This window comes from Streptomyces sp. NPDC004266 (assembly GCF_042874095.1).
In the GTDB taxonomy this organism is placed as follows: domain Bacteria; phylum Actinomycetota; class Actinomycetes; order Streptomycetales; family Streptomycetaceae; genus Streptomyces.
This window is the reverse complement of the sequence record NZ_JBIAMM010000006.1, coordinates 86,413-107,086: the sequence shown is the minus strand read 5'-3', so window position 1 is coordinate 107,086 and position 20,674 is coordinate 86,413. Positions and strand designations below refer to the sequence as shown.

The 20,674-nt window shown below is 72.0% G+C and carries 28 protein-coding genes; 24 read left to right on the top strand and 4 right to left on the bottom strand.

Features of this window, described 5'->3' with window-relative positions; genetic code table 11:
• Positions 1 to 121 precede the first annotated feature (121 nt).
• Both ACFYUZ_RS16570 and ACFYUZ_RS16565 read left to right on the top strand, forming a co-directional pair.
• Entirely contained in the window at positions 122 to 268 is a 147-nt protein-coding gene (locus ACFYUZ_RS16570) for a hypothetical protein (protein WP_389309591.1), read from the top strand.
• Positions 268 to 690: an FhaA domain-containing protein gene (locus tag ACFYUZ_RS16565; RefSeq protein ID WP_389309588.1), complete on the top strand. Its 423-nt coding sequence runs from the start codon at positions 268 to 270 to the stop codon at positions 688 to 690. The genes ACFYUZ_RS16570 and ACFYUZ_RS16565 overlap by 1 nt, the downstream gene beginning before the upstream one ends.
• A 12-nt stretch (positions 691 to 702) precedes the next feature.
• Here the strand turns inward: ACFYUZ_RS16565 and ACFYUZ_RS16560 are convergent, their stop codons facing one another.
• Positions 703 to 981, bottom strand: a complete 279-nt coding sequence (locus ACFYUZ_RS16560; protein ID WP_389309585.1) for a GlsB/YeaQ/YmgE family stress response membrane protein — start codon at positions 979 to 981, stop codon at positions 703 to 705.
• Positions 982 to 1,215: 234 nt separating this feature from the next.
• On the opposite strand from ACFYUZ_RS16560, the gene ACFYUZ_RS16555 reads away from it, so the two are divergent.
• From ACFYUZ_RS16555 to ACFYUZ_RS16455, 21 genes are all read left to right on the top strand, one after another.
• Positions 1,216 to 1,521, top strand: a complete 306-nt coding sequence (locus tag ACFYUZ_RS16555) for a gas vesicle protein (RefSeq protein WP_389309582.1) — start codon at positions 1,216 to 1,218, stop codon at positions 1,519 to 1,521.
• Between the two features lie 68 nt (positions 1,522 to 1,589).
• Positions 1,590 to 2,027 carry a gas vesicle structural protein GvpA gene (locus tag ACFYUZ_RS16550; protein ID WP_190159241.1) on the top strand — a complete coding sequence of 146 codons (438 nt, stop codon included), beginning with the start codon at positions 1,590 to 1,592 and terminating at the stop codon, positions 2,025 to 2,027.
• Positions 2,028 to 2,031: 4 nt separating this feature from the next.
• Positions 2,032 to 2,745, top strand: a complete 714-nt coding sequence (locus ACFYUZ_RS16545) for a GvpL/GvpF family gas vesicle protein (RefSeq protein WP_389309579.1) — start codon at positions 2,032 to 2,034, stop codon at positions 2,743 to 2,745.
• A gap of 15 nt (positions 2,746 to 2,760) precedes the next feature.
• Positions 2,761 to 3,018 carry a gas vesicle protein GvpG gene (locus tag ACFYUZ_RS16540; protein WP_389309576.1) on the top strand — a complete coding sequence of 86 codons (258 nt, stop codon included), beginning with the start codon at positions 2,761 to 2,763 and terminating at the stop codon, positions 3,016 to 3,018.
• Positions 3,019 to 3,069: 51 nt separating this feature from the next.
• Positions 3,070 to 3,633, top strand: a complete 564-nt coding sequence (locus tag ACFYUZ_RS16535) for a hypothetical protein (protein ID WP_389309573.1) — start codon at positions 3,070 to 3,072, stop codon at positions 3,631 to 3,633.
• The gene (locus ACFYUZ_RS16530; RefSeq protein ID WP_389309570.1) at positions 3,626 to 4,855 is read left to right on the top strand and encodes an SRPBCC family protein; all 1,230 of its coding nucleotides are present in this window, start codon (positions 3,626 to 3,628) and stop codon (positions 4,853 to 4,855) included. Before ACFYUZ_RS16535 ends, ACFYUZ_RS16530 begins: the two co-directional genes overlap by 8 nt.
• A gap of 26 nt (positions 4,856 to 4,881) precedes the next feature.
• Positions 4,882 to 5,349, top strand: a complete 468-nt coding sequence (locus tag ACFYUZ_RS16525; protein WP_389309567.1) for a gas vesicle protein — start codon at positions 4,882 to 4,884, stop codon at positions 5,347 to 5,349.
• Complete coding sequence (locus ACFYUZ_RS16520) at positions 5,346 to 6,233, top strand: GvpL/GvpF family gas vesicle protein (RefSeq protein ID WP_389309565.1); 888 nt, start codon at positions 5,346 to 5,348, stop codon at positions 6,231 to 6,233. The genes ACFYUZ_RS16525 and ACFYUZ_RS16520 overlap by 4 nt, the downstream gene beginning before the upstream one ends.
• Positions 6,230 to 6,466 carry a gas vesicle protein gene (locus ACFYUZ_RS16515; RefSeq protein WP_389309562.1) on the top strand — a complete coding sequence of 79 codons (237 nt, stop codon included), beginning with the start codon at positions 6,230 to 6,232 and terminating at the stop codon, positions 6,464 to 6,466. The genes ACFYUZ_RS16520 and ACFYUZ_RS16515 overlap by 4 nt, the downstream gene beginning before the upstream one ends.
• Positions 6,460 to 6,771, top strand: coding sequence for a gas vesicle protein K (locus ACFYUZ_RS16510; RefSeq protein WP_389309559.1), 312 nt, complete (start codon positions 6,460 to 6,462; stop codon positions 6,769 to 6,771). Before ACFYUZ_RS16515 ends, ACFYUZ_RS16510 begins: the two co-directional genes overlap by 7 nt.
• A 50-nt stretch (positions 6,772 to 6,821) precedes the next feature.
• Positions 6,822 to 7,241: a hypothetical protein gene (locus ACFYUZ_RS16505; RefSeq protein WP_389309557.1), complete on the top strand. Its 420-nt coding sequence runs from the start codon at positions 6,822 to 6,824 to the stop codon at positions 7,239 to 7,241.
• Positions 7,242 to 7,518: 277 nt separating this feature from the next.
• Complete coding sequence (locus ACFYUZ_RS16500; RefSeq protein WP_389309554.1) at positions 7,519 to 7,992, top strand: hemerythrin domain-containing protein; 474 nt, start codon at positions 7,519 to 7,521, stop codon at positions 7,990 to 7,992.
• A 5-nt stretch (positions 7,993 to 7,997) separates the two neighbouring features.
• Entirely contained in the window at positions 7,998 to 8,561 is a 564-nt protein-coding gene (locus ACFYUZ_RS16495) for an isochorismatase family cysteine hydrolase (protein ID WP_389309552.1), read from the top strand.
• Between the two features lie 418 nt (positions 8,562 to 8,979).
• The gene (locus ACFYUZ_RS16490) at positions 8,980 to 10,236 is read left to right on the top strand and encodes an alpha/beta fold hydrolase (RefSeq protein WP_389309549.1); all 1,257 of its coding nucleotides are present in this window, start codon (positions 8,980 to 8,982) and stop codon (positions 10,234 to 10,236) included.
• A 9-nt stretch (positions 10,237 to 10,245) separates the two neighbouring features.
• Positions 10,246 to 10,878, top strand: a complete 633-nt coding sequence (locus ACFYUZ_RS16485) for an MBL fold metallo-hydrolase (RefSeq protein ID WP_389309546.1) — start codon at positions 10,246 to 10,248, stop codon at positions 10,876 to 10,878.
• Between the two features lie 105 nt (positions 10,879 to 10,983).
• Positions 10,984 to 11,763: an exodeoxyribonuclease III gene (locus ACFYUZ_RS16480; RefSeq protein ID WP_389309544.1), complete on the top strand. Its 780-nt coding sequence runs from the start codon at positions 10,984 to 10,986 to the stop codon at positions 11,761 to 11,763.
• Between the two features lie 66 nt (positions 11,764 to 11,829).
• Positions 11,830 to 12,273: a DUF6278 family protein gene (locus ACFYUZ_RS16475; RefSeq protein ID WP_389309541.1), complete on the top strand. Its 444-nt coding sequence runs from the start codon at positions 11,830 to 11,832 to the stop codon at positions 12,271 to 12,273.
• Between the two features lie 138 nt (positions 12,274 to 12,411).
• Positions 12,412 to 13,158 (top strand): amino acid ABC transporter ATP-binding protein, encoded by a 747-nt coding sequence (locus ACFYUZ_RS16470; protein ID WP_389309538.1) that lies wholly within the window; start codon positions 12,412 to 12,414, stop codon positions 13,156 to 13,158.
• A gap of 14 nt (positions 13,159 to 13,172) precedes the next feature.
• Entirely contained in the window at positions 13,173 to 14,081 is a 909-nt protein-coding gene (locus ACFYUZ_RS16465) for a glutamate ABC transporter substrate-binding protein (protein ID WP_389309535.1), read from the top strand.
• A 17-nt stretch (positions 14,082 to 14,098) separates the two neighbouring features.
• Positions 14,099 to 14,743 carry an amino acid ABC transporter permease gene (locus ACFYUZ_RS16460; protein WP_389309532.1) on the top strand — a complete coding sequence of 215 codons (645 nt, stop codon included), beginning with the start codon at positions 14,099 to 14,101 and terminating at the stop codon, positions 14,741 to 14,743.
• On the top strand, positions 14,740 to 15,597 hold the full coding sequence (locus ACFYUZ_RS16455) for an amino acid ABC transporter permease (protein ID WP_389309530.1): 858 nt from the start codon (positions 14,740 to 14,742) through the stop codon (positions 15,595 to 15,597). Before ACFYUZ_RS16460 ends, ACFYUZ_RS16455 begins: the two co-directional genes overlap by 4 nt.
• A 38-nt stretch (positions 15,598 to 15,635) precedes the next feature.
• On the opposite strand, the gene ACFYUZ_RS16450 is transcribed toward ACFYUZ_RS16455, so the two are convergent.
• Positions 15,636 to 17,189, bottom strand: coding sequence for a CocE/NonD family hydrolase (locus tag ACFYUZ_RS16450; RefSeq protein WP_389309527.1), 1,554 nt, complete (start codon positions 17,187 to 17,189; stop codon positions 15,636 to 15,638).
• An 89-nt stretch (positions 17,190 to 17,278) separates the two neighbouring features.
• Complete coding sequence (locus ACFYUZ_RS16445) at positions 17,279 to 18,487, bottom strand: hypothetical protein (protein WP_389309524.1); 1,209 nt, start codon at positions 18,485 to 18,487, stop codon at positions 17,279 to 17,281.
• Between the two features lie 148 nt (positions 18,488 to 18,635).
• Here ACFYUZ_RS16445 and ACFYUZ_RS16440 point away from each other — a divergent pair, with 148 nt between their 5' ends.
• On the top strand, positions 18,636 to 19,892 hold the full coding sequence (locus tag ACFYUZ_RS16440; protein ID WP_389309521.1) for a cytochrome P450: 1,257 nt from the start codon (positions 18,636 to 18,638) through the stop codon (positions 19,890 to 19,892).
• Here the strand turns inward: ACFYUZ_RS16440 and ACFYUZ_RS16435 are convergent.
• Positions 19,843 to 20,574: a hypothetical protein gene (locus ACFYUZ_RS16435; protein ID WP_389309518.1), complete on the bottom strand. Its 732-nt coding sequence runs from the start codon at positions 20,572 to 20,574 to the stop codon at positions 19,843 to 19,845. The two genes, ACFYUZ_RS16440 and ACFYUZ_RS16435, sit on opposite strands and share 50 nt — an antisense overlap.
• Positions 20,575 to 20,674: the final 100 nt, after the last annotated feature.

Genomic DNA, 20,674 nt, shown 5'->3' with positions numbered 1-20,674 from the left:
GGCCCCAAGGCCCGTCGCTCGCACGGTGGTTGCCCCCCGTGCGCGGCGCACCGCCGAAGGCCGTCGGCATCCTCCGGGCGTCCCCGGGTAGGCGGACCGCACACGGCCCCGAGGAGGAACCATGTCCGGACTGATCACCTGCATCAAGCAGTTCACCCGCAGTCCGCAGGGACGGCGGACGATCGCGTCGGCCCGCCGCGCCGCCGCCGACCCCCGCAGGCGCGAGCAGGCCCGCAGGCTGCTCGGGCGGCTGCGCGGGCGACGGTGATGGGCGGGCACGCGGCGGGGGGAGGGCTTTCGCGGTGGGAACGCGCCCTGGAACGCTGGCAGAACAGGCTGGTCTCCAAGGTCCGCCACCGCGAACACGTCGAGCTGCTCGACGCGCTGCACCGCGAGTGCGACGACCACGCCGTGGTGTGCAGCGAGAGCAGAGTGGTCGTACCGAACGCCTACGAGGTGGAACTCGACGCCGGGGTGCACGAAGAGCTGGTCCGCCGCGGCCGAGGCGACGTCGGCGAGTCCCTGACGGACGATCTGGTCCGGTACGGGGAGCGGAAGGGCTACGAGTGGGCGGGACCGCCGACCGTGCGCGTCACCCCGTCCGCGGGCCCGCCCGGCGAGCAGCCGTACCGGGTCACCAGCCGCCCCATGCCCCACGTACGTGCCGACGCCTTTCCCGAGGGCGGCTGAACGGCCGGGTCCTCAGCGCCCGGGAGGGCGCACGTCGCCCAGGACGCGGTCCAGGGCCGCCACCCCGAGCGCGGAGAGCGCGATCTGGAGCAGGCACTCCGTCCAGTCGACGCCCCGGGTGTCCGAAAGCCCGAGGAGGGCGGCGGTCAACGACCCGACCAGCGCCGCGGCGATTCCCACGACGAGCGTCCACAGGACGCCTATGTGTTGTCTTCCGGGCAGGACGAGACGGCCCAGCAGACCGACCGCGACACCGATGACCAAGGCGCTGAGGAATCCCGAGATCGTCACGACTTCCCTTTCTCCGGGGCCCGATGATTTCCGTGCCCGCCTACCCGTGCGTATGCGGGGCATTCGGAAACGGAAAGCGCGGGACCGAAATGCGTGGGGTCCACCGCTCGTTCGGCGAATCGGCCGCGATCACGCATACGTTCGGATCGCAGGGGCACGCGAACGGCAGCCGCATTCGGCGGCCGGAGCTTTTCCTCACACCTTTTCCAGGAGCACGAAGGCGAGATCAGGAACATGACCGAAGACAGGAAAGGCGGGACGGGCGATGCCGCCGCCGGCGGGCGCTGCGACATCGCCACCGTCATGCGCCGCGCCTCCGGCCAGCTCGCGGACCTGCTCCAGTGCGAGCCGGGATCCGTCTCGGCGGTGAAGGGCACCGGTGAGGGCTGGTCCGCGGACGTGGAAGTGGTCGAACTCGAAAAGGTCCCCGACACCATGAGCGTCATGGCGACCTACCACGTCGAACTCGACGCCGAAGGGCGACTGCTCGCCTACGAACGCGTTCGCCGTTACGCGAGGGGGCAGATCGACCGCCGCTGAAACCAGCGGATGACCGGCGGGTACCCGGCCTTCGCCGGTCCCGCGCGATCACCGGAAGGAGCTTCATCGTGACACTCGTCCAGCAGAGCAACGCCACGACCGGTGGCAGTGGTTCGGGCAATCTCTACGACGTCCTCGAACTCATCCTCGACCGGGGGCTCGTGATCGACGCGTTCGTCCGCGTCTCCCTGGTCGGAATCGAGATTCTCAAGATCGACGTCCGCGTGGTCGTCGCCAGCGTCGACACGTATCTGCGGTTCGCGGAGGCGTGCAACCGCCTCGACCTGGAATCCGGTCGCAAGGCGCCCACCCAACTCACCGACATCGTCGGCGAGATGACCGAGAGCGGCGCCAAGGGCAAGTCCAAAGGAGCGCTGAGCGGCGCCGTGGAGGCCTTCACGGACACGCTGCAGGGCAAGCGCGACGAGTCCGAGGAGGAAGCCGGCAAGCGCCCGGCCCGCAAGTCGACGGCCGGCCGCCAGACGGCCCGGAAGCGAGAGGAGTGACACCTTGTCCACGTACGTCTACGCCATCACCGACGCCCAGCACCCCGTGCGCCTGGACGGTCTGCGAGGGGTCGGCGATCCGCCGTCACCCCTGCGCACCGTCCGCACCGGCGCCCTGACGGCCGTCGTGAGCGACGCGCCCCCCGGCCTGCGCGCCAAGCGGCGCGACGTCATGGCCCACCAGAACGTCCTGGAGTCGCTCATGGCCGACGGAGCGACCCTGCCGATGCGCTTCGGTCTGCTCGGCCCCGACGACGAGCGCGTCGCCGACGTCCTGGACCGGGAGGAACAGGCGTACCGACAGCGGCTCGCCGAGCTCGACGGCCACGTGGAGTACCACCTCAAGGCCGGCAGGGACGAGGACGACATGCTCCGCGCGGTCCTCGCCGACTCCGAGCAGGCCCGGGAGCTCAACGAGCGCACCCGCGACGGCTCCGGCACCCACGAGGACCGGGTCGCCCTGGGAGAGCTCGTCTCGCGCGAGGTCGTGGCCCGTGGCGAGCGGGAGGCCGAGGAGATCGTGACCCGGCTGGACGGCTCGGCCACCCGCTCCGCCGTCTCCGGCGTCGGCGGCGACCACTTCCTCAACGCCTCGTTCCTGGTCCCGGCCGAGCGCACGGCCGAGTTCGTCCAAGCCGTGCAGGCGGAGGCCGACCGGCGCGGGGACGCGTACGACTTCACCCTCACGGGACCGCTGCCGCCGTACAGCTTCGTCTGAGGGAGGGGAGCGGACATGGGCCTCGTCAGCGCCGTTCTGACCCTTCCGCTGGCCCCGGTCCGCGGCACCGCCTGGGTTCTCGACCAGGTGGTCCTCGCCGCGGAGCGGGAGTACTACGACCCCGAGCGGGTGCGCGGGGAGCTGGCGGCGCTCGAACGGGAGCTGACGAGCGGCCTCATCGACGCCGACGAGTTCGACCGCCGCGAGGACGAGCTCCTCGACCGGCTGGAAGAGGCCGAGGCGTACTGGCAGGGCTCGCGGAGCGGCCGCTGAGTCCCTGTCGACGACAGACGACCGACCGGGGGAGGACGAGGTGTACGAGAGATGACGAAGAACGTCAGGATAGGCGCGGCCCTGGTGGGGGGATACCTCCTGGGAAGGACCAGGAAGGCCAGGCTGGCCCTGGGATTCGGCCTGTTCCTCGCCGGCAGGCGACTCGACCTCGACCCCCGCCGGGTCGGTCGGGCGCTGGCCTCATCGCCGCTCGTCGGCAGCCTGAACGACCAGGTGCGCAAGGAGCTGGTGGAGGCCACGAAGTCCGCGGCGACGGAGGCGCTCGTGCAGCGGGCGGAGGGCCTCGCCGACTCCCTGAACCGGCGCACACGGGCCCTCGGCGGGTCCGGCGACGACCTCGGGGACGAGCGGGACGAGGCGGCCTCCGAAAAGGAGCCGGACGAACAGGAGGAGGGGGCCGCGCGGGACGACGGCGGAAAGGGGAAGCCGAGGCGCGCCGCCCGGAGCAAGGCGCCCGCCAAGAAGGCCACCGGGCGGGCGAAGACCGCCGACGGCACGGGCAAGCCGGCCGCCACGGCGCGCAAACGGACCGCCGCCAAGAAGACCGCGACCCCGTCCGGCCGGGGGACCCGGGGCGGTGGTGACCGTGGCTGACTCGGCACTGGACAGGCTGAAGGGCGAGTTGGCCGACCACCCCGCCACCGACCGGCTCAAGGAAGAGCTCCACGCTTATCTGCGCGCCCGGGCCGAGCACACCGTGACACGGCTCGGAGAGCGCCTGGGCGAAGGCGTCGCCAAGCTGGCGGAGTCCGGAGCGGGCACGGGCGGTGCGGCCAAGAGCCTGGCCAAGGGCGGTCAGGCCCTCCGTGAGGGCGGGTCGCCCGCGCAGGCAGCGGTGACCGCCGGCGTCTCCCACCTCAAGGACACCGTGAAGGACAAGGTCAAGGGCCTGTTCGGCAAGGGCCGCAGGTCGGGTGGCGGCAAGACCCGGAGCGTGACGATCGTCGAGGACATCGACGTCGGCGTGCCCGTGCGCGAGGCGTACGACCAGTGGACGCAGTTCCAGGAGTTCAGCACCTTCGCCAAGGGCGTGGTGAGCGTCGAGAAGACCGACGACACGACGAGTAACTGGAAGGTCAAGGTCGCCAAGTCCACGCGGAGTTGGCAGGCGAACGTCACGGAGCAGGTGCCGGACGAGCGCATCGCGTGGACCACGGAGGGCGCCAAGGGCACCGTCAAGGGGGTGGTGACCTTCCACCCCCTCACCGACGACCTCACCCGAGTGCTGCTGGTGCTCGAGTACTTCCCGAAGGGGCTCTTCGAGAAGACCGGCAACCTCTGGCGCGCCCAGGGCCGCCGGGCGCGGCTCGACCTCAAGCTCTACCGCAAGTTCATCATGATGCGCGGCGAGGCCACGGACGGCTGGCGCGGGGAGATCCGCGACGGCGAGGTCGTGGTCGGGCACGACGAGGCGATCGAGGGGGAGGAGGGGGAGGCCGCCGAAGCGCCGGAGGAGGAGCCCGGCCCCGAGGACGACTTCGAGGACGCCGCCGATCCGGACGAGCCCGACGACGCGGACGGGTCCGGTGAGGCCGACGAGGACGCGGCGGCCGAGTACGAGACGGATGACGACGCGGCGAGCGAGGACGAAGAGCCCGAGGACGAAGAGCCCGAGGACGAAGAGCCCGAGGACGAAGAGTTCGAAGGCGAAGAGCCCGAGGACGACGAGCTCGAAGGCGAAGGGCCCGAGGACGAGTACATCGACGAGAGCGAGACCGAGGAGGACGGCGAGCTCCTCGACGACGAGCCCGACGAGCCCGACGAGTCCGGGCCCGCCCGTCGCTCCCGGCGTCGCACCGCGGCCTCCGCTCGCTGACCGACACCGCAGCACAGGGAGACATCGTGTCCGATTCACTGGCCGGCCGCATGCCGGGTTCTCCGCGGGCCGCACCGGCGTACGGTGCGCAGGGCTCGTCCGCGAACCTCGCGGACATCCTCGAGAGGGTGCTCGACAAGGGCATCGTCATCGCGGGCGACATCCAGATCAACCTGCTCGACATCGAACTCCTGACGATCAAGCTCCGCCTGCTGGTCGCGTCCGTCGACAAGGCGAAGGAGATGGGCATCGACTGGTGGGAGCACGACCCCTCGCTCTCCTCCCGGGCCAGGCCCACCCGGTCCGTGACGACCGGTCCGGCGGCCGAGGGCGAGTCACCCGCCGAGGAGAACGAGCGGCTGCGGGCCGAGCTGGCCCGCCTGAGGGCGGCGGCCGGGCTCTCCGACCCCTCGCCCCGCGCGGAGCGGGCCTCCCCGCGGGAGCGGGAAGGCGACGCGGTGGGCACCGGGCAGGGAGAGGAGGAGACGCGATGAGCACCGAAGCGCCCTCGCAGTCGCGGCGGACGGAGGAGCCCTTCGACGCAGGCGAGGAGATGTCGTACGTCTACGCCCTCGGGCGTGGCGGCGAACCCGCCCTGCGGGAGGCCGTCGCGCGCCTGGCCGGCGTCGACGGAAGGGCTCTGCGGCTGGTCGAGTCGGCCGGCCTCGCGGCGGTGGTGTCCTCCGCCCCGTCCGGCGCGTTCGGGGAACAGGGCCTGCGCGCCCAGCTGGAGGACATGGCCAGGCTGGAGATGATCGCCCGGTCCCATCACGCGGTGGTCGACGTCGCGTTCGCGAGGACGACCGTCCTGCCCATGCGGCTGGCGACCGTCTATCTGGACGACGTCCGGGTGGCCGGGATGCTCGCCGCCCGGCGCGATCGCTTCCTGGACCTGCTGGCCCGCCTGGACGGCCATGTGGAACTCGGCATGAAGGTCTACGCGGACGCGGGCGCGGTGACGCCGCCGGAGACGGATACGGAGACGGAGACGGAGACGGAGGCGGTCGCGGTCGCGGAGAGCCCCGGACGCGCCTACCTCCGACGGCGCCGGGCCCAGCGCCGCGGCACCCAGGACCTCTACCGCGCGGCGGCGGGCGTCGCCGAGGAGGCGGTCCGGCTGGCGGAGGGACTCTCCCGCGCGCGGGTCGTCCACCGGCCGCAGCAGGGCGGACTGGCTCCCGCGCGGGGGGAGAACATCGCGAACGAGGCGTACCTCGTGCCCACGGGCGAAGTCGGCCGGTTCACGGCCGCGCTCGAAGCGTCGGCCGACGCCACACCGGGTGTACGCGTCGAGGTGACCGGCCCGTGGGCCCCGTACTCGTTCGCCACGGTGACCGAGGGGGACCGGCACGGGGCGGAGGAAGGAGCGGGTCGATGAACGGCACGCGGACCACGGACGGCGCCCTCACCGCCCCCGACTCCCTCACCGGACCGGCCGACTCCCTCACCGGGCCGCCCGTCGCCCTGATCGATCTCCTGGACCGGCTCCTGACCGGGGGTGCGGTGCTCACCGGCGACCTCGTCCTGTCCATCGCGGACGTCGACCTGGTCCACATCGACCTGCGCGCGGTGATCCGGTCCGTCACGGGAGAGGAGCCGGCGCCGTGGTGAACCGGGACGGCGAGATCTCCGCGGCGGCCCGGCGCCTGGGGACGGACGCGGACACCGTGGAACGGGACCTCGTCAAACTCGTCCTGACCGTCGTCGAGCTGCTCCGGCAGCTGATGGAGCGCACCGCCGTGCACCGGGTCGACCAGGGAGACCTGACGGAGGAGCAGGAGGAGCGCGTCGGACTGACCCTGATGGTCCTGCAGGAACGCATGGAGGAACTCTGCGACCGGTACGGCCTGTCGATGGACGACCTCAATCTGGATCTGGGGCCCCTGGGATCCCTGCTCCCCCGGAACGGCGGCTGAAACAGCCGGGGGCCCGTGTCATTTCACATCGAGCGGCAAGGAGGAATGTCATGACTGCTGAGAGCGACAACACCAAGAATTCCGATACCGCGAGCGCGGGGAAGAGCACGGGCGGCAAGACCGCCACCGTGGCCCGGCGGACCGCGAAGCGCGCCTCGGCCGGGGAGAAGGCGGCAGGGGCGCAGGGCGTCGGGAAGGCGGCCGGCGAGGCCACCGAGCGCGCCGGCCGGGCGGTGGCCGGCGGACTCCAGAGCGGCCGGGAGCTGGTGACGGCCAACGCCGGCAAGGCGGCCGCCGCGGCGGCCACGGCCTGGACGGCCGTCAAGCACCGCAAGGCCGTGGCCGCCGGTGCGGCGGCCGGCGTCGTCGGTGTCGCCGGCGCCGCGTTCGCCATCGGCCGTTCCACGGCCAAGCCGGTGACCGGTCCGCTGACGGGTCCGCTGACCCGTCTCGCGCGCGGCCGGATCTGAGCCGACGGGCGCGGGCGACAGCGCCCGCGCGCCCCGCGGGGCACGGTGGCCCGCCCGGTCCTGCCGGGCGGGCCACCGTGCCCCGCCGATCGTGTCGGGGGCCGTGTGCCCCCTCGCCACCCCGCCGCATCCGCCCGGACGGCGGCGGGGTCGGTCGCCGGCGTCTCCCGCCGGTGCGTGCGCACTGGTCCGGTCGGGGCATCTGGCGGTGTCGGGAGAGTGTGGGGGCACGGCGGGGGAACGCGTGGAGAACATAATCGCTGACGGAAGGACGGACATGGACGGCATCGTGCTCCTCAAGGACGACCACAAGACGGTGGAGAAGCTCTTCAAGCAGTTCGAGAAGGCCGGCGAGGGCGCCCTGGCGGAGAAGCGGAAACTCGCGGACCAGGTGATCGAAGAGCTGACCACCCACACGTGGATCGAGGAGAAGATCTTCTACCCGGCGGCGCGGGAGGCCGCGCCCGACAGCAAGGACCATGTCCTGGAGAGCGTCGAGGAGCATCACGTGGTGCTGTGGATGCTGTCCGAGCTGAAGGACATGGACCCCGCCGACGAGCGGTTCGACGCGAAGATGACCGTGCTGATGGAGAACGTGCGCCACCACGTGGAGGAAGAGGAGAAGGAATGGTTCCCCGAGGTCCGCAAGGCGATGGGACGCAACCGGCTCAAGGAGCTGGGCGAGGAGATGGAGGCCGCCAAGGCGACCGCGCCCGGCGACCCGCTGACCGTTCCGAGCGCTGAGCAGTAGGAGACGTGGCGAAGAGCGCCCTGGTCGTCGTCGACATGCTCAGCCTCTACGACCATCCCGAGGCGGAACTCCTCCTGCCGTCCGTCCGGGAGGCCCTGCCCGGGGTCCGCACCGCCCTGGAGCGCGCCCGGCGGGCCGAGGTACCGGTCGTCTACGTCAACGACAACTTCGGCCAGTGGCGCTCACACCACGGAGAACTCCTCGAGTCCGCGCTCGCCGGCCCGCACCGGGACCTGGTCGAACCGATCAAGCCCGACGAGAACTCCCTGTTCGTCATGAAGGCCCGGCACTCCATCTTCTACGAGACCCCCCTCGCCTATCTGCTCGGCACACTGGGAGTGGAGCGTCTGGTGCTGTGCGGTCAGGTCACCGAGCAGTGCATCCTCTACTCGGCGCTCGACGCGCACATCCGCCACCTCGACGTCACCGTCGCCCGGGACGCCGTCGCCCACATCCACCCGGACCTCGCCCGGGCCGCCCTGCGGATGATGAAGATCAACATGGGCGCGGCCATCCGGCCCGTCGCGGACATCGACTTCCGCACCCCCGCCGCACGAGAGGGAGACTGAGAGCCGCCGGGCACGGCCTGGCCAGGACCTGGCCGGGCGGTCGAGGCGCCGAAGGCCGAGGCACGTCGGGCCGAGGACCGTCGCTCTTCCCGAGACGGCCGCGCGGCGACCGCCGGCCGCCGCCGATCGCGGGGCGCACTTCTCGCACCGGAGGCGGAGCCGTAAGGTGGAGCGCCGAGCGCAGCCGGAGGTGCGGGGGCCGGGCCGTCACCGCCTCGCACCGGTTCGTGCGACTCGGCTGCACCCCGACCGCGCGTCCAGGACCGCCGCCGGCGTCGCGTCAGGGAGGGCAGGCCCGTCGCGGGATCCTCCGACGCCTCGAACGCTACGCTGCCCGAGGGGGCTTCCACCTGCTCGGGATCGCGCAATCGGGTCCCCGGTCGCAGGGGCGGTCGTGAGAGATGAGAGGGTCTAGCGGGTGAGCGAGACACCGACGAACACCCTGCAGTACCGCGTTGACGGGCCGGAACAGGCTCCGGTCCTGGTCCTGGGACCCTCACTGGGCACCACGTTCCACATGTGGGACCGGCAGATACCGGAGCTCACCCGCGAGTGGCGGGTCGTCCGCTTCGACCTCCCGGGACACGGGGGCGCGCCCGCGGAGCCCTTCACCTCCGTCGCCGAACTCGGCGACCGGCTCCTCGCCACCCTCGACACGCTCGGCGTCCAGCGCTTCGGATACGCGGGCTGCTCCCTGGGCGGCGCCGTCGGCCTCGACCTCGCCCTGCGCGCGCCCCACCGGGTCGCCTCGCTCGCCCTGGTCGCCACCTCGCCCCGGTTCGGCACCGCCGACGAGTTCCGCCAGCGGGGCGTCATCGTCCGCACCAACGGCCTGGAGCCGATGGCCCGCACCGCGCCCGAGCAGTGGTTCACCCCGCTCTTCGCCGGCGCGCAGCCCGCCATCGTCGACTGGGCCGTCCAGATGGTCCGGACCACCGACCCCGCCTGCTACATCGCCGCCTGCGAGGCCCTGGCCGTCTTCGACGTCCGCGAGGCCCTCGGCAGCATCGGCATCCCCGCCCTGGTCCTCGTGGGCTCCGAGGACCAGGTCACCGGCCCCGCCGAGGCCCGCACCCTGGTCGCCGGCATCGCCGACGCCCGGCTCGCCGTCGTCCCCGGGGCCTCGCACCTCGCCCCCGTCGAGCAGCCCGCCGCCGTCACCGACCTGCTCATCGAGCACTTCTCCGGCACCGCCCAGGAGCCCAGCGGCACCCTGAACGTGCCGCCGCCCGTGCCGCCCGTGCCGGTCGTCGAGCCGGCCCCGGCGGCCCCGGACGCCGAGCCCGCCGAGGCCGGCCGGCCCGACCCGTACGAGAAGGGGCTCGGGCTGCGCCGCGAGGTCCTCGGCGACGCCCACGTCGACCAGGCCCTCGCCGAGGACGCGGACGGCGCCTTCCAGGAGTTCGTCACCCGCTACGCGTGGGGCGAGGTCTGGAGCCGCGAGGGTCTCGACCGGCGCCTGCGCAGCGCCGTCACCCTCACCGCCCTCATCGCGGGGGGCCATCGGGAGGCCCTCGCCGACCACACCCGGGCGGCCCTCCGCAACGGTCTGTCGCCCGAGGAGCTCCGCGAGATCGTCCTCCACACGGGCGTGTACTGCGGCCTCCCGGCCGCCGAGACGGCGCTGCGGGTGGTCAGCCGGGTCATCGAGGAGGAGACGACGCCCCCGGCGTAGCCTGGCGGTGTGAAGCTGACGAAGAAGTCCCACGCCTGCGTGCGGCTGGAGAAGGCCGGCCGCACGCTCGTCGTCGACCCCGGCGATTTCACCGAGGAGGACGCCGCCCTCGGAGCCGAGGCGCTGCTCGTCACCCACGAGCATCCCGACCACTTCGACGAGGGCCGGCTGCGCGCGGCCCTCGAAGCCGACCCGGCCGCCGAGATCTGGACGCTGCGCAGCGTCGCCGACCGGCTCTCGGCGGCCTTCCCCGGCCGGGTGCACACCGTGGGGCACGGCGACACCTTCACGGCGGCCGGCTTCGACGTCCAGGTCCACGGAGAGCTGCACGCGGTGATCCACCCGGACATCCCGCGCATCACGAACGTGGGCTACCTCGTCGACGGTGCCGTCTTCCACCCCGGCGACGCGCTGACCGTGCCCGACCAGCCGGTCGACACGCTGCTGCTGCCCGTCATGGCCCCCTGGAACAAGATCTCCGAGGTCATCGACTACGTGCGCGAGGTCCGGCCGCGCCGGGCGTACGACATCCACGACGCGCTGCTCACCGACCTCGCCCGGCCCATCTACGACCGGCAGATCGGCGGGCTCGGCGGCACCCACCACGCGCGCCTCGCCCCCGGCGCCTCCGCCGAGCTCTGAATCCGCGCACCGCGAGCTCCGGATCCGTGCCCGGAGAGCTCCGAATCCGCGCACCGCGAGCTCCGGATCCGTGCGCTGTCACACCCCGCCAGTAGGCTTGCGCCCATGCGCATCGCCACCTGGAACGTCAATTCGATCACCGCCCGGCTGCCCCGGCTCCTGGCCTGGCTGGAGAGCAGCGGCACCGACGTGCTGTGCATCCAGGAGACCAAGTGCACCGCCGAGCAGTTCCCCGTCGAGGAGCTGCGCGCCCTGGGCTACGAGTCGGCGGTCAACGCCACCGGGCGGTGGAACGGCGTGGCCCTGGTCTCCCGGGTCGGCCTCACGGACGTGGTGACCGGACTGCCCGGCGGCCCGGAGTACGACGGGGTGCAGGAGCCCCGGGCGGTCTCCGCCACCTGCGGCCCGGTCCGCGTCTGGTCGGTGTACGTGCCGAACGGCCGCGAGGTGGCCCACGAGCACTACGCGTACAAGCTGCGCTGGCTGGAGGCGCTCAAGACCGCCGTCGCGGAGGACGCGGCGGGGGAGCGCCCCTTCGCGGTCCTCGGCGACTACAACATCGCCCCGACCGACGAGGACGTCTGGGACATCGCCGTCTTCGAGGGCGCCACGCACGTGACGGAGCCGGAGCGGGCCGCGCTCGCCGGGCTCCGCGAGACCGGTCTCGCCGACGTGGTCCCGCGCCCCCTCAAGTACGACCACCCCTTCACGTACTGGGACTACCGCGCGCTCGGCTTCCCGAAGAACAAGGGCATGCGCATCGACCTGGTCTACGGGAACAAGCCCTTCGCCGAGGCGGTCTCCGACAGCTACGTGGACCGCGAGGAGCGCAAGGGCAAGGGCGCCTCGGACCACGCGCCGGTCGTCGTCGACCTCGACGTCTGACGCCGGTCGCGATGATCACCGCGCGCCGGGTGGTGGTCCGCGAGGCCGCGGTGCGACGCTGTTCGGATGAACATTCCCTTTCTGGACAGCTGGCGCAAGCGGCATGAGCCCGACTCCTCGGACTCCCCCCTGGTCGCGGCCTTCGACCGCGACCCGGAGGGGGTGGCCGAGCTCCTCTCCGAGTGCGAGCTGCTGCGGTCCCGGGTCGCGGAGGCGGGGGTGGCCCTGGACGACACCCCGCGCTCCCTCCAGGAGCTCGACCAGCTCCCGCCCCGCTGGCGGAACGATCCCGAGGAGCTTCCCTGGTTCGGGAACGACGCCGGGCTCTACCTCGGCACCGTGATCGTCCGGAACGTGCCGGGCGCCCGGTGGCAGGTGTGGCCCGGCGGCGGCCCCGTGGTGCGGCTCGCCTCCGGCCGGGAGATCCAGGTCGTCGAGGCCGGTCTCGACTGGGCGATGACGGGCGTGCCGCAGCTCTCCCAGGTGTACGCGGAGGCCTCCGAGTACTGAGTTTCCGGCTGCCCCGATCCACTCTTCTGCAGTAAATACGGCTTATTCCAGTTTTATGCGTGTCGGGCGTGAAGTCCCTTTTTCTCGTGGAAAGTTTGCGCTGACCGCGACACCGCCGAGAAACGGGGCAGGCAGCGCATGGCCGTCGTCGATCCGCTGATCGAACTGCGTGGCGTCAACAAGCACTACGGCGCGCTGCACGTCCTCCAGTCCATCGACCTCACCGTCGGACGCGGGGAGGTGGTCGTGGTCATCGGCCCCTCCGGATCCGGCAAGTCCACCCTCTGCCGCGCGATGAACCGGCTGGAGAGCGTCGAGTCGGGCGAGATCCTCATCGACGGCCGCCCCCTCCCCGAGGAGGGCAAGGCGCTGGCCCGGCTGCGCGCCGAGGTCGGCATGGTCTTCCAGTCCTTCAACCTCTTCGCGCACAAGACCGTCCTCGCGAACGTCTCCCTCGCGCAGATCAGGGTCCGCAGGCGCAGGAAGGAGGAGGCCGACCGGCGTTCGCGCGAACTCCTCGACCGGGTCGGACTCGCCGCGCACGCCGACAAGTACCCGGCCCAGCTCTCCGGCGGCCAGCAGCAGCGCGTCGCCATCGCCCGCGCCCTCGCCATGGACCCCAAGGCCCTCCTCTTCGACGAGCCGACCTCGGCCCTCGACCCGGAGATGATCAACGAGGTCCTGGAGGTCATGCGGCAACTCGCCCACGAGGGAATGACGATGGTGGTCGTCACCCACGAGATGGGCTTCGCGCGCTCCGCCGCCCACCGGGTCGTCTTCATGGCCGACGGGAGGATCGTCGAGGACCGCACGCCGGAGGAGTTCTTCACCGCCCCGCGCAGCGAGCGCGCCAAGGACTTCCTCTCCAAGGTCCTCACGCACTGAACCGGGTGGGAGCCATGCAGCGTACGCACCGGACCCTCGCCCTGCTGCTCGCCGTGACGGCGGTGCTCGGCGGCTGCGGCAAGGAGGGCAGCCCGCCCGTCAAGGGCCCGCAGCCCGACCGACTCCCCGTCTACCGGGTCGAGTCGGGATTCGCCCTGCCGGACTCCGCCACCTGGAACCGTGCGAAGAGACGCGGCCGGCTCGTCGTCGGGGCCAAGGAGGACCAGCCCTACATGGGGGAGAAGGACCCCGCCACCGGCCGCTACTCCGGCTTCGACATCGAGATCGCCAAGATGACGGCCGCCTCCCTCGGCTTCGACCCGGCCGGCGTCGACTTCCGCACCATCGCCTCGGCCAACCGCGAGACGGCCCTCCAGAACGGTCAGATCGACTACTACGTCGGCACGTACACCATCAACGACAACCGCAAGAAGCTCGTCGGCTTCGCCGGCCCCTACTACCGGGCCGGCCAGTCCCTCCTGGTCCGCACCGACGAGAACGACATCGACGGACCGCAGGACCTGGACGGCAAGCGGGTCTGCTCGGCCGCCGGCTCCACCCCGTACCAGCGCATCGCGAAGGACCATCCCGAGGCCGAACTCGTCGCCTACGACACCTACTCCGTCTGCGTGGACAACCTGCTGACCTACCAGGTCGACGCGGTCACCACCGACGACACGATCCTCATGGGCTACGCCGCCAAGGTCCCCGACGAACTCAAGGTCGTCGGCGAGCCGTTCTCGAAGGAGCCCTACGGCATCGGCGTCCCGCGCGGAGACGACGCGCTCCGCCTCGCCCTCGACGACGCCGTCGCCGCCCACGAGAAGAACGGCGACTGGAAGAAGGCGTACGACGCCACCCTCGGCCTCTCCGGGGTCCCGGCCCCGGAGCCGCCCGCCATCGACCGCTACCCGGCCAACTGAGGACCCCCACCGCTGACATGGACGTACTGACAGAGAACTTCCCGCTCTACGCCGAGGGCTTCCTCGGCACCGTCGAACTCACCGTCTGCTCCTCGGCGCTCGCCCTCGTCCTGGGCTTCGTCATGGCCTCCTTCCGGGTCGCGCCCGTGGGCTCCTTACGGACCTTCGGCACGGTCTGGGTCACCGTCCTGCGCAACACCCCGCTGACCCTGCTCTTCTTCGCGGTCATGCTGGGCCTGCCCCGCTTCGGACTCGTCCTGCCCTTCGAGCTGTTCGCGGTCCTCGTCCTCGGCTGCTACACCTCCGCCTTCGTCTGCGAGGCGCTGCGCTCCGGCATCAACACCGTCCCGCGCGGTCAGGGCGAGGCCGCCCGCAGCCTGGGCATGACCTTCTCCCAGACCCTCTCCGCGATCGTCCTGCCGCAGGCCTTCCGCACCGTCATCCCGCCCATCGGCTCCACGCTGATCGCCCTCGCCAAGAACTCGGCGATCGCCGGGGCGTTCAGCGTCACCGAACTCCTCGGCACCTACAAGACCCTCGGCGAACTCGGCTACGACATCGTCTGGACCTTCGTCTGGATCGCCGTCGGATACCTGATCGTCACCCTCACCGTCAGCGCCCTCTTCCACCTCATGGAGAAGCGCTGGGGAGTCGCCCGATGACCGAGTCCACCGCCCTCTACGACACCCCCGGACCCCACGCCCGACAGCGCCACCTCCTCTACGGACTCGTGTCCACCGCGGTCCTCCTCGCACTGGTCGGCCGGGTCCTGTACCTCCTCTTCGACACCGGGCGGTTCACCTCCGCCCCATGGACGCCCTTCGCGTACAAGGGCATCCAGGAGCTGCTGCTCAGGGGTCTCGGCAACACCCTCAAGGCCTTCGCCTGCGCCTCGGTCCTCTCGCTCGCCCTCGGCGCGCTCCTCGCCGCCGGGCGCCTCTCCGAGCACCGGGTGCCGCGCTGGATCTCGACCCTGCTCGTCGAGTTCTTCCGCGCCATGCCCGTCCTCGTGATGATCTTCTTCATCTTCGTGGCGCTCAAGGTGCAGCCGCTGCCCGCGCTCGTCGCCGGCCTGACCCTCTACAACGGCTCCGTGCTCGCCGAGGTCTTCCGCACCGGCGTCCGCGCCGTCGCACGCGGCCAGGGCGAGGCCGCGTACGCGCTCGGCATGCGCAAGGCCCAGGTGATGACGTACGTCCTGGTGCCGCAGGCCGTGCGCGCCATGCTCCCGGCCGTCATCAGCCAGCTCGTGGTCGCCCTCAAGGACACCTCGCTCGGCTTCCTCATCACCTACGAGGAGTTCCTGCACGCGGGCAAGCTGATCGCGTCGAACCTCGACTACGGCCTGCCGTTCGTCCCGGTCGCCCTCGTCGTCTCACCGATCTACATCGGGATGTGCATGCTGCTCTCCTGGTTCGCCGGCCGGGTGGCCCGCAGGGAGCGCCGCAGCCCGAAGACGAAGGCCGTGGACGTCGCCCCGGCCGAACCGCGGACGCTGCTGCCGGGAGGGCGGTAGCGGGCACGGAGCCCCACCCGTCCGGCAGCAGCCGGTGATCACTCCGCCCGCAGCGGGACCGACACGTACGACGGGTCGGCCGTGGGGGAGGAGAAGGTCAGCTGCGCGCCGGTCGGGTTGTGCTCGATGTAGAGCGGGTCGACGGTGTCGACGACCAGCGCGAGCCGGTGCCCGGCCGGGACGTCGTAGGCCGTCGAGAAGAGCTCCAGGTCGACGCCGAACGGCTTTCCCGGGGTCCGGTCGTGGAAGGTGTACGGGGCGTTGCTCACCAGCTTGCCGAGCCCGAGGGGGCCCACGTCGTAGAGGTACGCGACGAGGGTGCCGCTCTCCTCGGTGGAGGAGACCGTGGTGTGCACCTTCACGGTGCCGCGCACCCGCTGCGGGGTGTCGTACCGCTCCGACTGCCAGACGCCGGCGAAGGCGCGGGGGAGGAGGGGGACGGAGGCGACGGGCGGGGCCTGGAAGAACTGGTCCAGGAGGTTGGAGAGCAGGACGACCCCGCCGTTCGCGCCGGAGTCGACGCCGGCCCAGATCCGCTGCGTACCGCCGAGGTCGAACTTCCGCCGGTTCGCGTCGAGGGACTTCCAGTCGGGGTAGCCCTCGTACGGCGCGTCGGAGCGGGGCTTCAGCCGGACCGGCTGCTCGCGGTCGACGCCGTTGTCGACGCCCCTGAGGTAGTGGTCGAACCAGCGGTGGGCGCTGGTCCAGGTGTCGTTGGGCAGGCCGAGGAGGCCGGTGGCCTCGGCGGTGGCGTGGTCGCCCGGGCGGAACTCCAGGCGCTTGGGCCCGGTGAGCTTCTCGTAGAAGCTCGCGTACTGGTTGGGCGGGAAGATGGTGTCGCCCCAGGCGTTGCCGAGCATGATCGCGGCGCCGTTGGCGTTGATCCGGTCGATCTGCTCGACGGCGGAGCGCTTGCGGCCCCAGGCGATCATGTCCTCCTCCTTGTCCAGGTTCGAGGAGAGGAAGTCGCCGAGGATCTGCCGGAGTTCGGGCCCGGGGCGCCCGGTGAGGTAGCCGGCGCCGCCGAGCAGGGCGGCGGCCTGGAGGTGCTGGGTGCGGCCGCTGTAGATGGACTCGATGAGGTCGGCCCAGCCGCTGAGCGCCGCGACGGCCTTGATCCGGGGGTCCTGGGCGGCGGCGAGCAGGCTGATCCCCGCGCCGTACGACACCCCCGCCATGCCGACGCGGTCGGGGTCGGCCGGGGTGTTCGCGAGGGCCCAGTCGATCACCCGGGAGGCGTCGGCGATGTCCTCGGGGCCCGCGGTCTCGATCTCGCCGCCGGACTGCCAGAAGCCGCGCGAGTTGTAACTCACCACGACGTAGCCGGAGTCGGCGAGCTTCTGGGCCTGGGCGAGGTACTCCACCTGGGGCACGGCCCAGCTGGTGGGCAGCACGATCACGGGGTGGCGGGCGGCGCCGTCGGCTCCGGCGGGGGTGACGACGTTCGCCTTGAGGACGGTGCCGCCGTCCCCGGTGATGTCGACGAAGCGGATGGAGCCGGCGGTCTCGGCGGCCTGGACGGCGGGTGCGGACCCGAGGGCCGTCCCGGCCGCGAGGGCGGCCGAGACGGCGAGGGCCAGGGATGCGCGCACGGGGCACTCCTCACGGGGGACACTGTGGGGGCAGTGAAAGTGACCCGACGGTAACCGGAGTGCTTTACCCGTGGTAACCAGTCGGTAAGTTACGTGCGGGTAACGATTGGCCGGAGGGCGACGGCCTCTGCGAGGTCCGCGTGCGCCTCCTCGTACCGCTTGACGGCGAGGAGGAACATGGACCGGTCGGCGAGGGCGCGGACGAGGGCGTCCGGGTCGCCGGCCGGGCGGCGGGCGAGGGCGACGCCCTCGTCGAAGGAGGGGCGGAGCGACTCCTCGGCCCTGCGGCCGGACGTCTCCCAGCGGAGCGCCCGACGGGCGGTCAGACGACGCTGGGCGACGATCAGCCCGGGGAGGTCGCCCGACGCGCGCAGGGCGTCGGTCTGCTCTTCGAGGGCGGGGATCGAGGCGAAGTGGCCCTCCCGCACGTCGGGCGACCATCCGTGGACCGGGTGGACTCCGAATGCCGGCGACGGGGCCTCGGGAGTGGCGGCCGGTTCGTCCGGGCGGCCCGAGAGGGCGAGGAGGGTCACCCACGTGGCCTGGATGTTGCTCCAGCTCACCGGCTCGCCGCCCTCGGCGAGACGGGCGAGCAGGGCCAGCGCCTCGCGCCGCGCGGCGGCCTCCTCGGCCGGACGTCCGGCGGCCCGGAGCATCCGGCCGTACTGCTCCAGCTTCCACACCAGGGACGCCAGCGGGCCGCGGTCCGCCGCCGCCCTGCCCCGGCTGTCGTCCACGAGGCCGGCGAACACCTCCAGGGCCTCCTCGCGCCGTCCGGCCGCGTCGAGTTCGGCCGCCCACTCGATCAGGGTCCAGGGGGACGCGTCGTCCGCCTGCCCGGGCACGATGTGCCGGCCGTACAGTTCGGCCGCCTCCCCGTGCCGCCCCTCCTCGGCCAGTACGATCGCGAGACGGCCGTACCGGCCCGCCTCCGCCAGCTCCTCGCAGACCGCCCGCCCCTCGGCCCGCCGCCCGGCGGCGAACAGCGAGCGCTGGTAGGAGTGCAGGGTGTCGCAGAGCACCCGGGTCCTGTTCGGCGCGTCGACGCCGATCCTCCGGGCGGCCTCCGCCGCCTCGGCGTGCAGTGCGAGCTCCACCTCCGGGTCGGCCGTGCGCCAGTGGTTGCCACGGTACGAGGTCAACGCCCCGACCAGCTTCGGCAGATAGGCCGCCGGGCTCACCGTCGCCAGCACCCGGTACGCGTCGACCTCCTGCCGCCAGTCCAGCCGGCCGGATCCGAGCAGCAGGACCCGCGCCCGCAGCACCGCGTCCTCGTCGTACTTCCGTGTGTTCCCCATGTGCCCCCTGTTCTCCGCGTGATGCACGACGGAGATTCTGGGAGTCGGGGGACAGCCCGGACAAGGCTCTCGAACTGTGCGTTCCGTCCTACGAAAACCGGCTCTGACCTGTCATGATGGTGACGTCTTCACTCCGACGGGAGGGCCGGTGCAGAGCAGGATCGTCGCACCCGACGTGTTCGACCCGCGGATCTACGCCGCGGCCATCCCGCACGACCGCTTCCGCGTCCTGCGCGACCGGGCCCCCGTCGCCCGCCAGGAGGAGCCGGAGATCCTCGGCTGGCCCGCCGGTTCCGGCTTCTGGGCCGTCACCCGGCACGCCGACGTCGTCCGGGTGCTCAAGGACCCGGGGACGTACTCCTCCCACCTCGGCGCCACCCAGATCCGCGATCCCGACCCCGCCGACCTGCCCTTCATCCGGCGCATGATGCTCAATCAGGACCCTCCGGAACACGGCAGGCTGAGACGGCTCGTCAGCCGGGCCTTCACCCCCGGGCGGATCGAGCGCTTCGCCGCGACCGCCCGCGAGCGGGCCCGCGAGCTGCTCGGCGCCGCGTTCGCGGCCGGCGACGAGGTGGACCTCGTCCGGGCCGTCACCGACGACTACGCGCTGCTCAACCTCACCGACCTGCTCGGAATCCCCGCGAGCGACCGGGGGCTGCTGCACGCCTGGACCGAGCGGGTCATCGCCTACCAGGACCCCGACGAGCCGCCCGTCCTCGACGCGGAGGGGCAGCCGGTCAACCCCCGCTCGCCCGCCATGCTCGCCGAGATGTTCGGCTACGCGCAGGAGCTCGCCGCGTACAAGCGCGCGCACCCCGCCGACGACGTCATGAGCGTGCTCGCGGCCTCCGAACTCGCCGACGCCGAGCTGGAGATGTTCTTCTTCCTGCTGACCGTCGCCGGGAACGACACCGTCCGCAGCGCGGCCCCCGGCGGCGTCCTCGCCCTCGCCGAACACCCCGACGAGCAGCGGAGGTTGTGGAGCGGCGAGGTCTCCATGGACACCGCCGTGGACGAACTCCTCCGCGTGCACCCGCCCGTGCTCTCCTTCCGTCGCACCGCGGCCCGCGACACCGAACTCGCCGGGCAGGGGATCCGGGAGGGCGACAAGGTCGTCGTCTTCCACGCCTCCGCCAACCACGACGAGCGCGTCTTCGTCGACCCGCACCGCCTCGACCTCGGCCGGACCCCGAACCCGCACGTCTCCTTCGGCGACGGCCCGCACGTCTGTCTCGGCGCCCACTTCGCCCGGCTCCAGCTCCGGGTGTTCCACGAGGAGGTGCGCGCGGCCTGCGGCGGCCTCGCCCTCGCGGGGCCTCCCCGGCGCCTCGTCTCCAACTTCGTCAACGGGATCAAGTCGCTGCCGGTTCGGCCGCTGGGGCCCTCCGCGCCGCGCGCGTGACGTCGGCCACCAGCTCCACCACGTCCGGGCCGTACGCCTGCGAGTTGACCACCTTCAGGAGCAGCACGAAGGAGCCGTCGCGGTGGCGGCGCGCCAGCGACTCGTGGTGACGGGCGAGATAGCGGCTCGCCGCCTGGTTGGTGATGGCCCGCTGCCCGCAGAAGAGGAAGACCGGCCGGCAGTCCTCGCCCGCCATGAGACGGGCCAGGATCACGTACTCCTCGACACCCGCCTCCATCCGGTAGCGCTCCGAGCCGATCAGGAACGAGCCCTGGTCCGGTCCCCGCTCCACGTCCGTGTTCACCGTGAGCCCGGGCAGCAGGGTCGTCAGATGAGCGGCCATGCGGCGGTTCGAGTAGGGCCCGCCCACGCAGAACTCCGTCCGGTCGCCGAAGCCCTGGTGTGCCTGGTCGTGCTGCAGTATGCGCGCGTGCGCCCCGCAGTCCTTGATGAGCGCGCAGAGTTCGAGCAGCGCGAACACGTCGTAGCGGTGCACCGAGCTGTCGCCGCCCGACTCCCTGTTCACCACGAGCAGGCACTCGGAGCTCCGCGGGAGGCCGAAGAACGCCTGCTTGCGGCGGAGCCTGCGCCGCCATTGGTACGTGCGCCCCAGCCAGCCGAAGGAGGCGCTGACCCCGGTCGCCAGGACCCCGAGCACGATGTTGCGGACGTCGTCGTTCATGGGCGCGCATGCTAGCGACGATCCGCCCTTCAGTTCGAGGCGGTCCTGACGGAAGGCGGCGCGGGAAGTTACGCTGCGCGGACGGTCGTTGACTGGAGGT

Excerpts from the sequence above, each read along its gene's own strand:
- ACFYUZ_RS16460 (WP_389309532.1), top strand. The coding sequence starts at position 14,099 with ATGGACGTACTGACAGAGAACTTCCCGCTCTACGCCGAGGGCTTCCTC.
- ACFYUZ_RS16500 (WP_389309554.1), top strand. The coding sequence starts at position 7,519 with ATGGACGGCATCGTGCTCCTCAAGGACGACCACAAGACGGTGGAGAAG.
- ACFYUZ_RS16465 (WP_389309535.1), top strand. The coding sequence starts at position 13,173 with ATGCAGCGTACGCACCGGACCCTCGCCCTGCTGCTCGCCGTGACGGCG.
- ACFYUZ_RS16570 (WP_389309591.1), top strand. The coding sequence starts at position 122 with ATGTCCGGACTGATCACCTGCATCAAGCAGTTCACCCGCAGTCCGCAG.
- ACFYUZ_RS16455 (WP_389309530.1), top strand. The coding sequence starts at position 14,740 with ATGACCGAGTCCACCGCCCTCTACGACACCCCCGGACCCCACGCCCGA.
- ACFYUZ_RS16480 (WP_389309544.1), top strand. The coding sequence starts at position 10,984 with ATGCGCATCGCCACCTGGAACGTCAATTCGATCACCGCCCGGCTGCCC.
- ACFYUZ_RS16540 (WP_389309576.1), top strand. The coding sequence starts at position 2,761 with ATGGGCCTCGTCAGCGCCGTTCTGACCCTTCCGCTGGCCCCGGTCCGC.
- ACFYUZ_RS16445 (WP_389309524.1), bottom strand. The coding sequence starts at position 18,487 with ATGGGGAACACACGGAAGTACGACGAGGACGCGGTGCTGCGGGCGCGG.
- ACFYUZ_RS16515 (WP_389309562.1), top strand. The coding sequence starts at position 6,230 with ATGAACGGCACGCGGACCACGGACGGCGCCCTCACCGCCCCCGACTCC.
- ACFYUZ_RS16470 (WP_389309538.1), top strand. The coding sequence starts at position 12,412 with ATGGCCGTCGTCGATCCGCTGATCGAACTGCGTGGCGTCAACAAGCAC.
- ACFYUZ_RS16555 (WP_389309582.1), top strand. The coding sequence starts at position 1,216 with ATGACCGAAGACAGGAAAGGCGGGACGGGCGATGCCGCCGCCGGCGGG.
- ACFYUZ_RS16535 (WP_389309573.1), top strand. The coding sequence starts at position 3,070 with ATGACGAAGAACGTCAGGATAGGCGCGGCCCTGGTGGGGGGATACCTC.
- ACFYUZ_RS16565 (WP_389309588.1), top strand. The coding sequence starts at position 268 with ATGGGCGGGCACGCGGCGGGGGGAGGGCTTTCGCGGTGGGAACGCGCC.
- ACFYUZ_RS16505 (WP_389309557.1), top strand. The coding sequence starts at position 6,822 with ATGACTGCTGAGAGCGACAACACCAAGAATTCCGATACCGCGAGCGCG.
- ACFYUZ_RS16475 (WP_389309541.1), top strand. The coding sequence starts at position 11,830 with ATGAACATTCCCTTTCTGGACAGCTGGCGCAAGCGGCATGAGCCCGAC.
- ACFYUZ_RS16520 (WP_389309565.1), top strand. The coding sequence starts at position 5,346 with ATGAGCACCGAAGCGCCCTCGCAGTCGCGGCGGACGGAGGAGCCCTTC.
- ACFYUZ_RS16435 (WP_389309518.1), bottom strand. The coding sequence starts at position 20,574 with ATGAACGACGACGTCCGCAACATCGTGCTCGGGGTCCTGGCGACCGGG.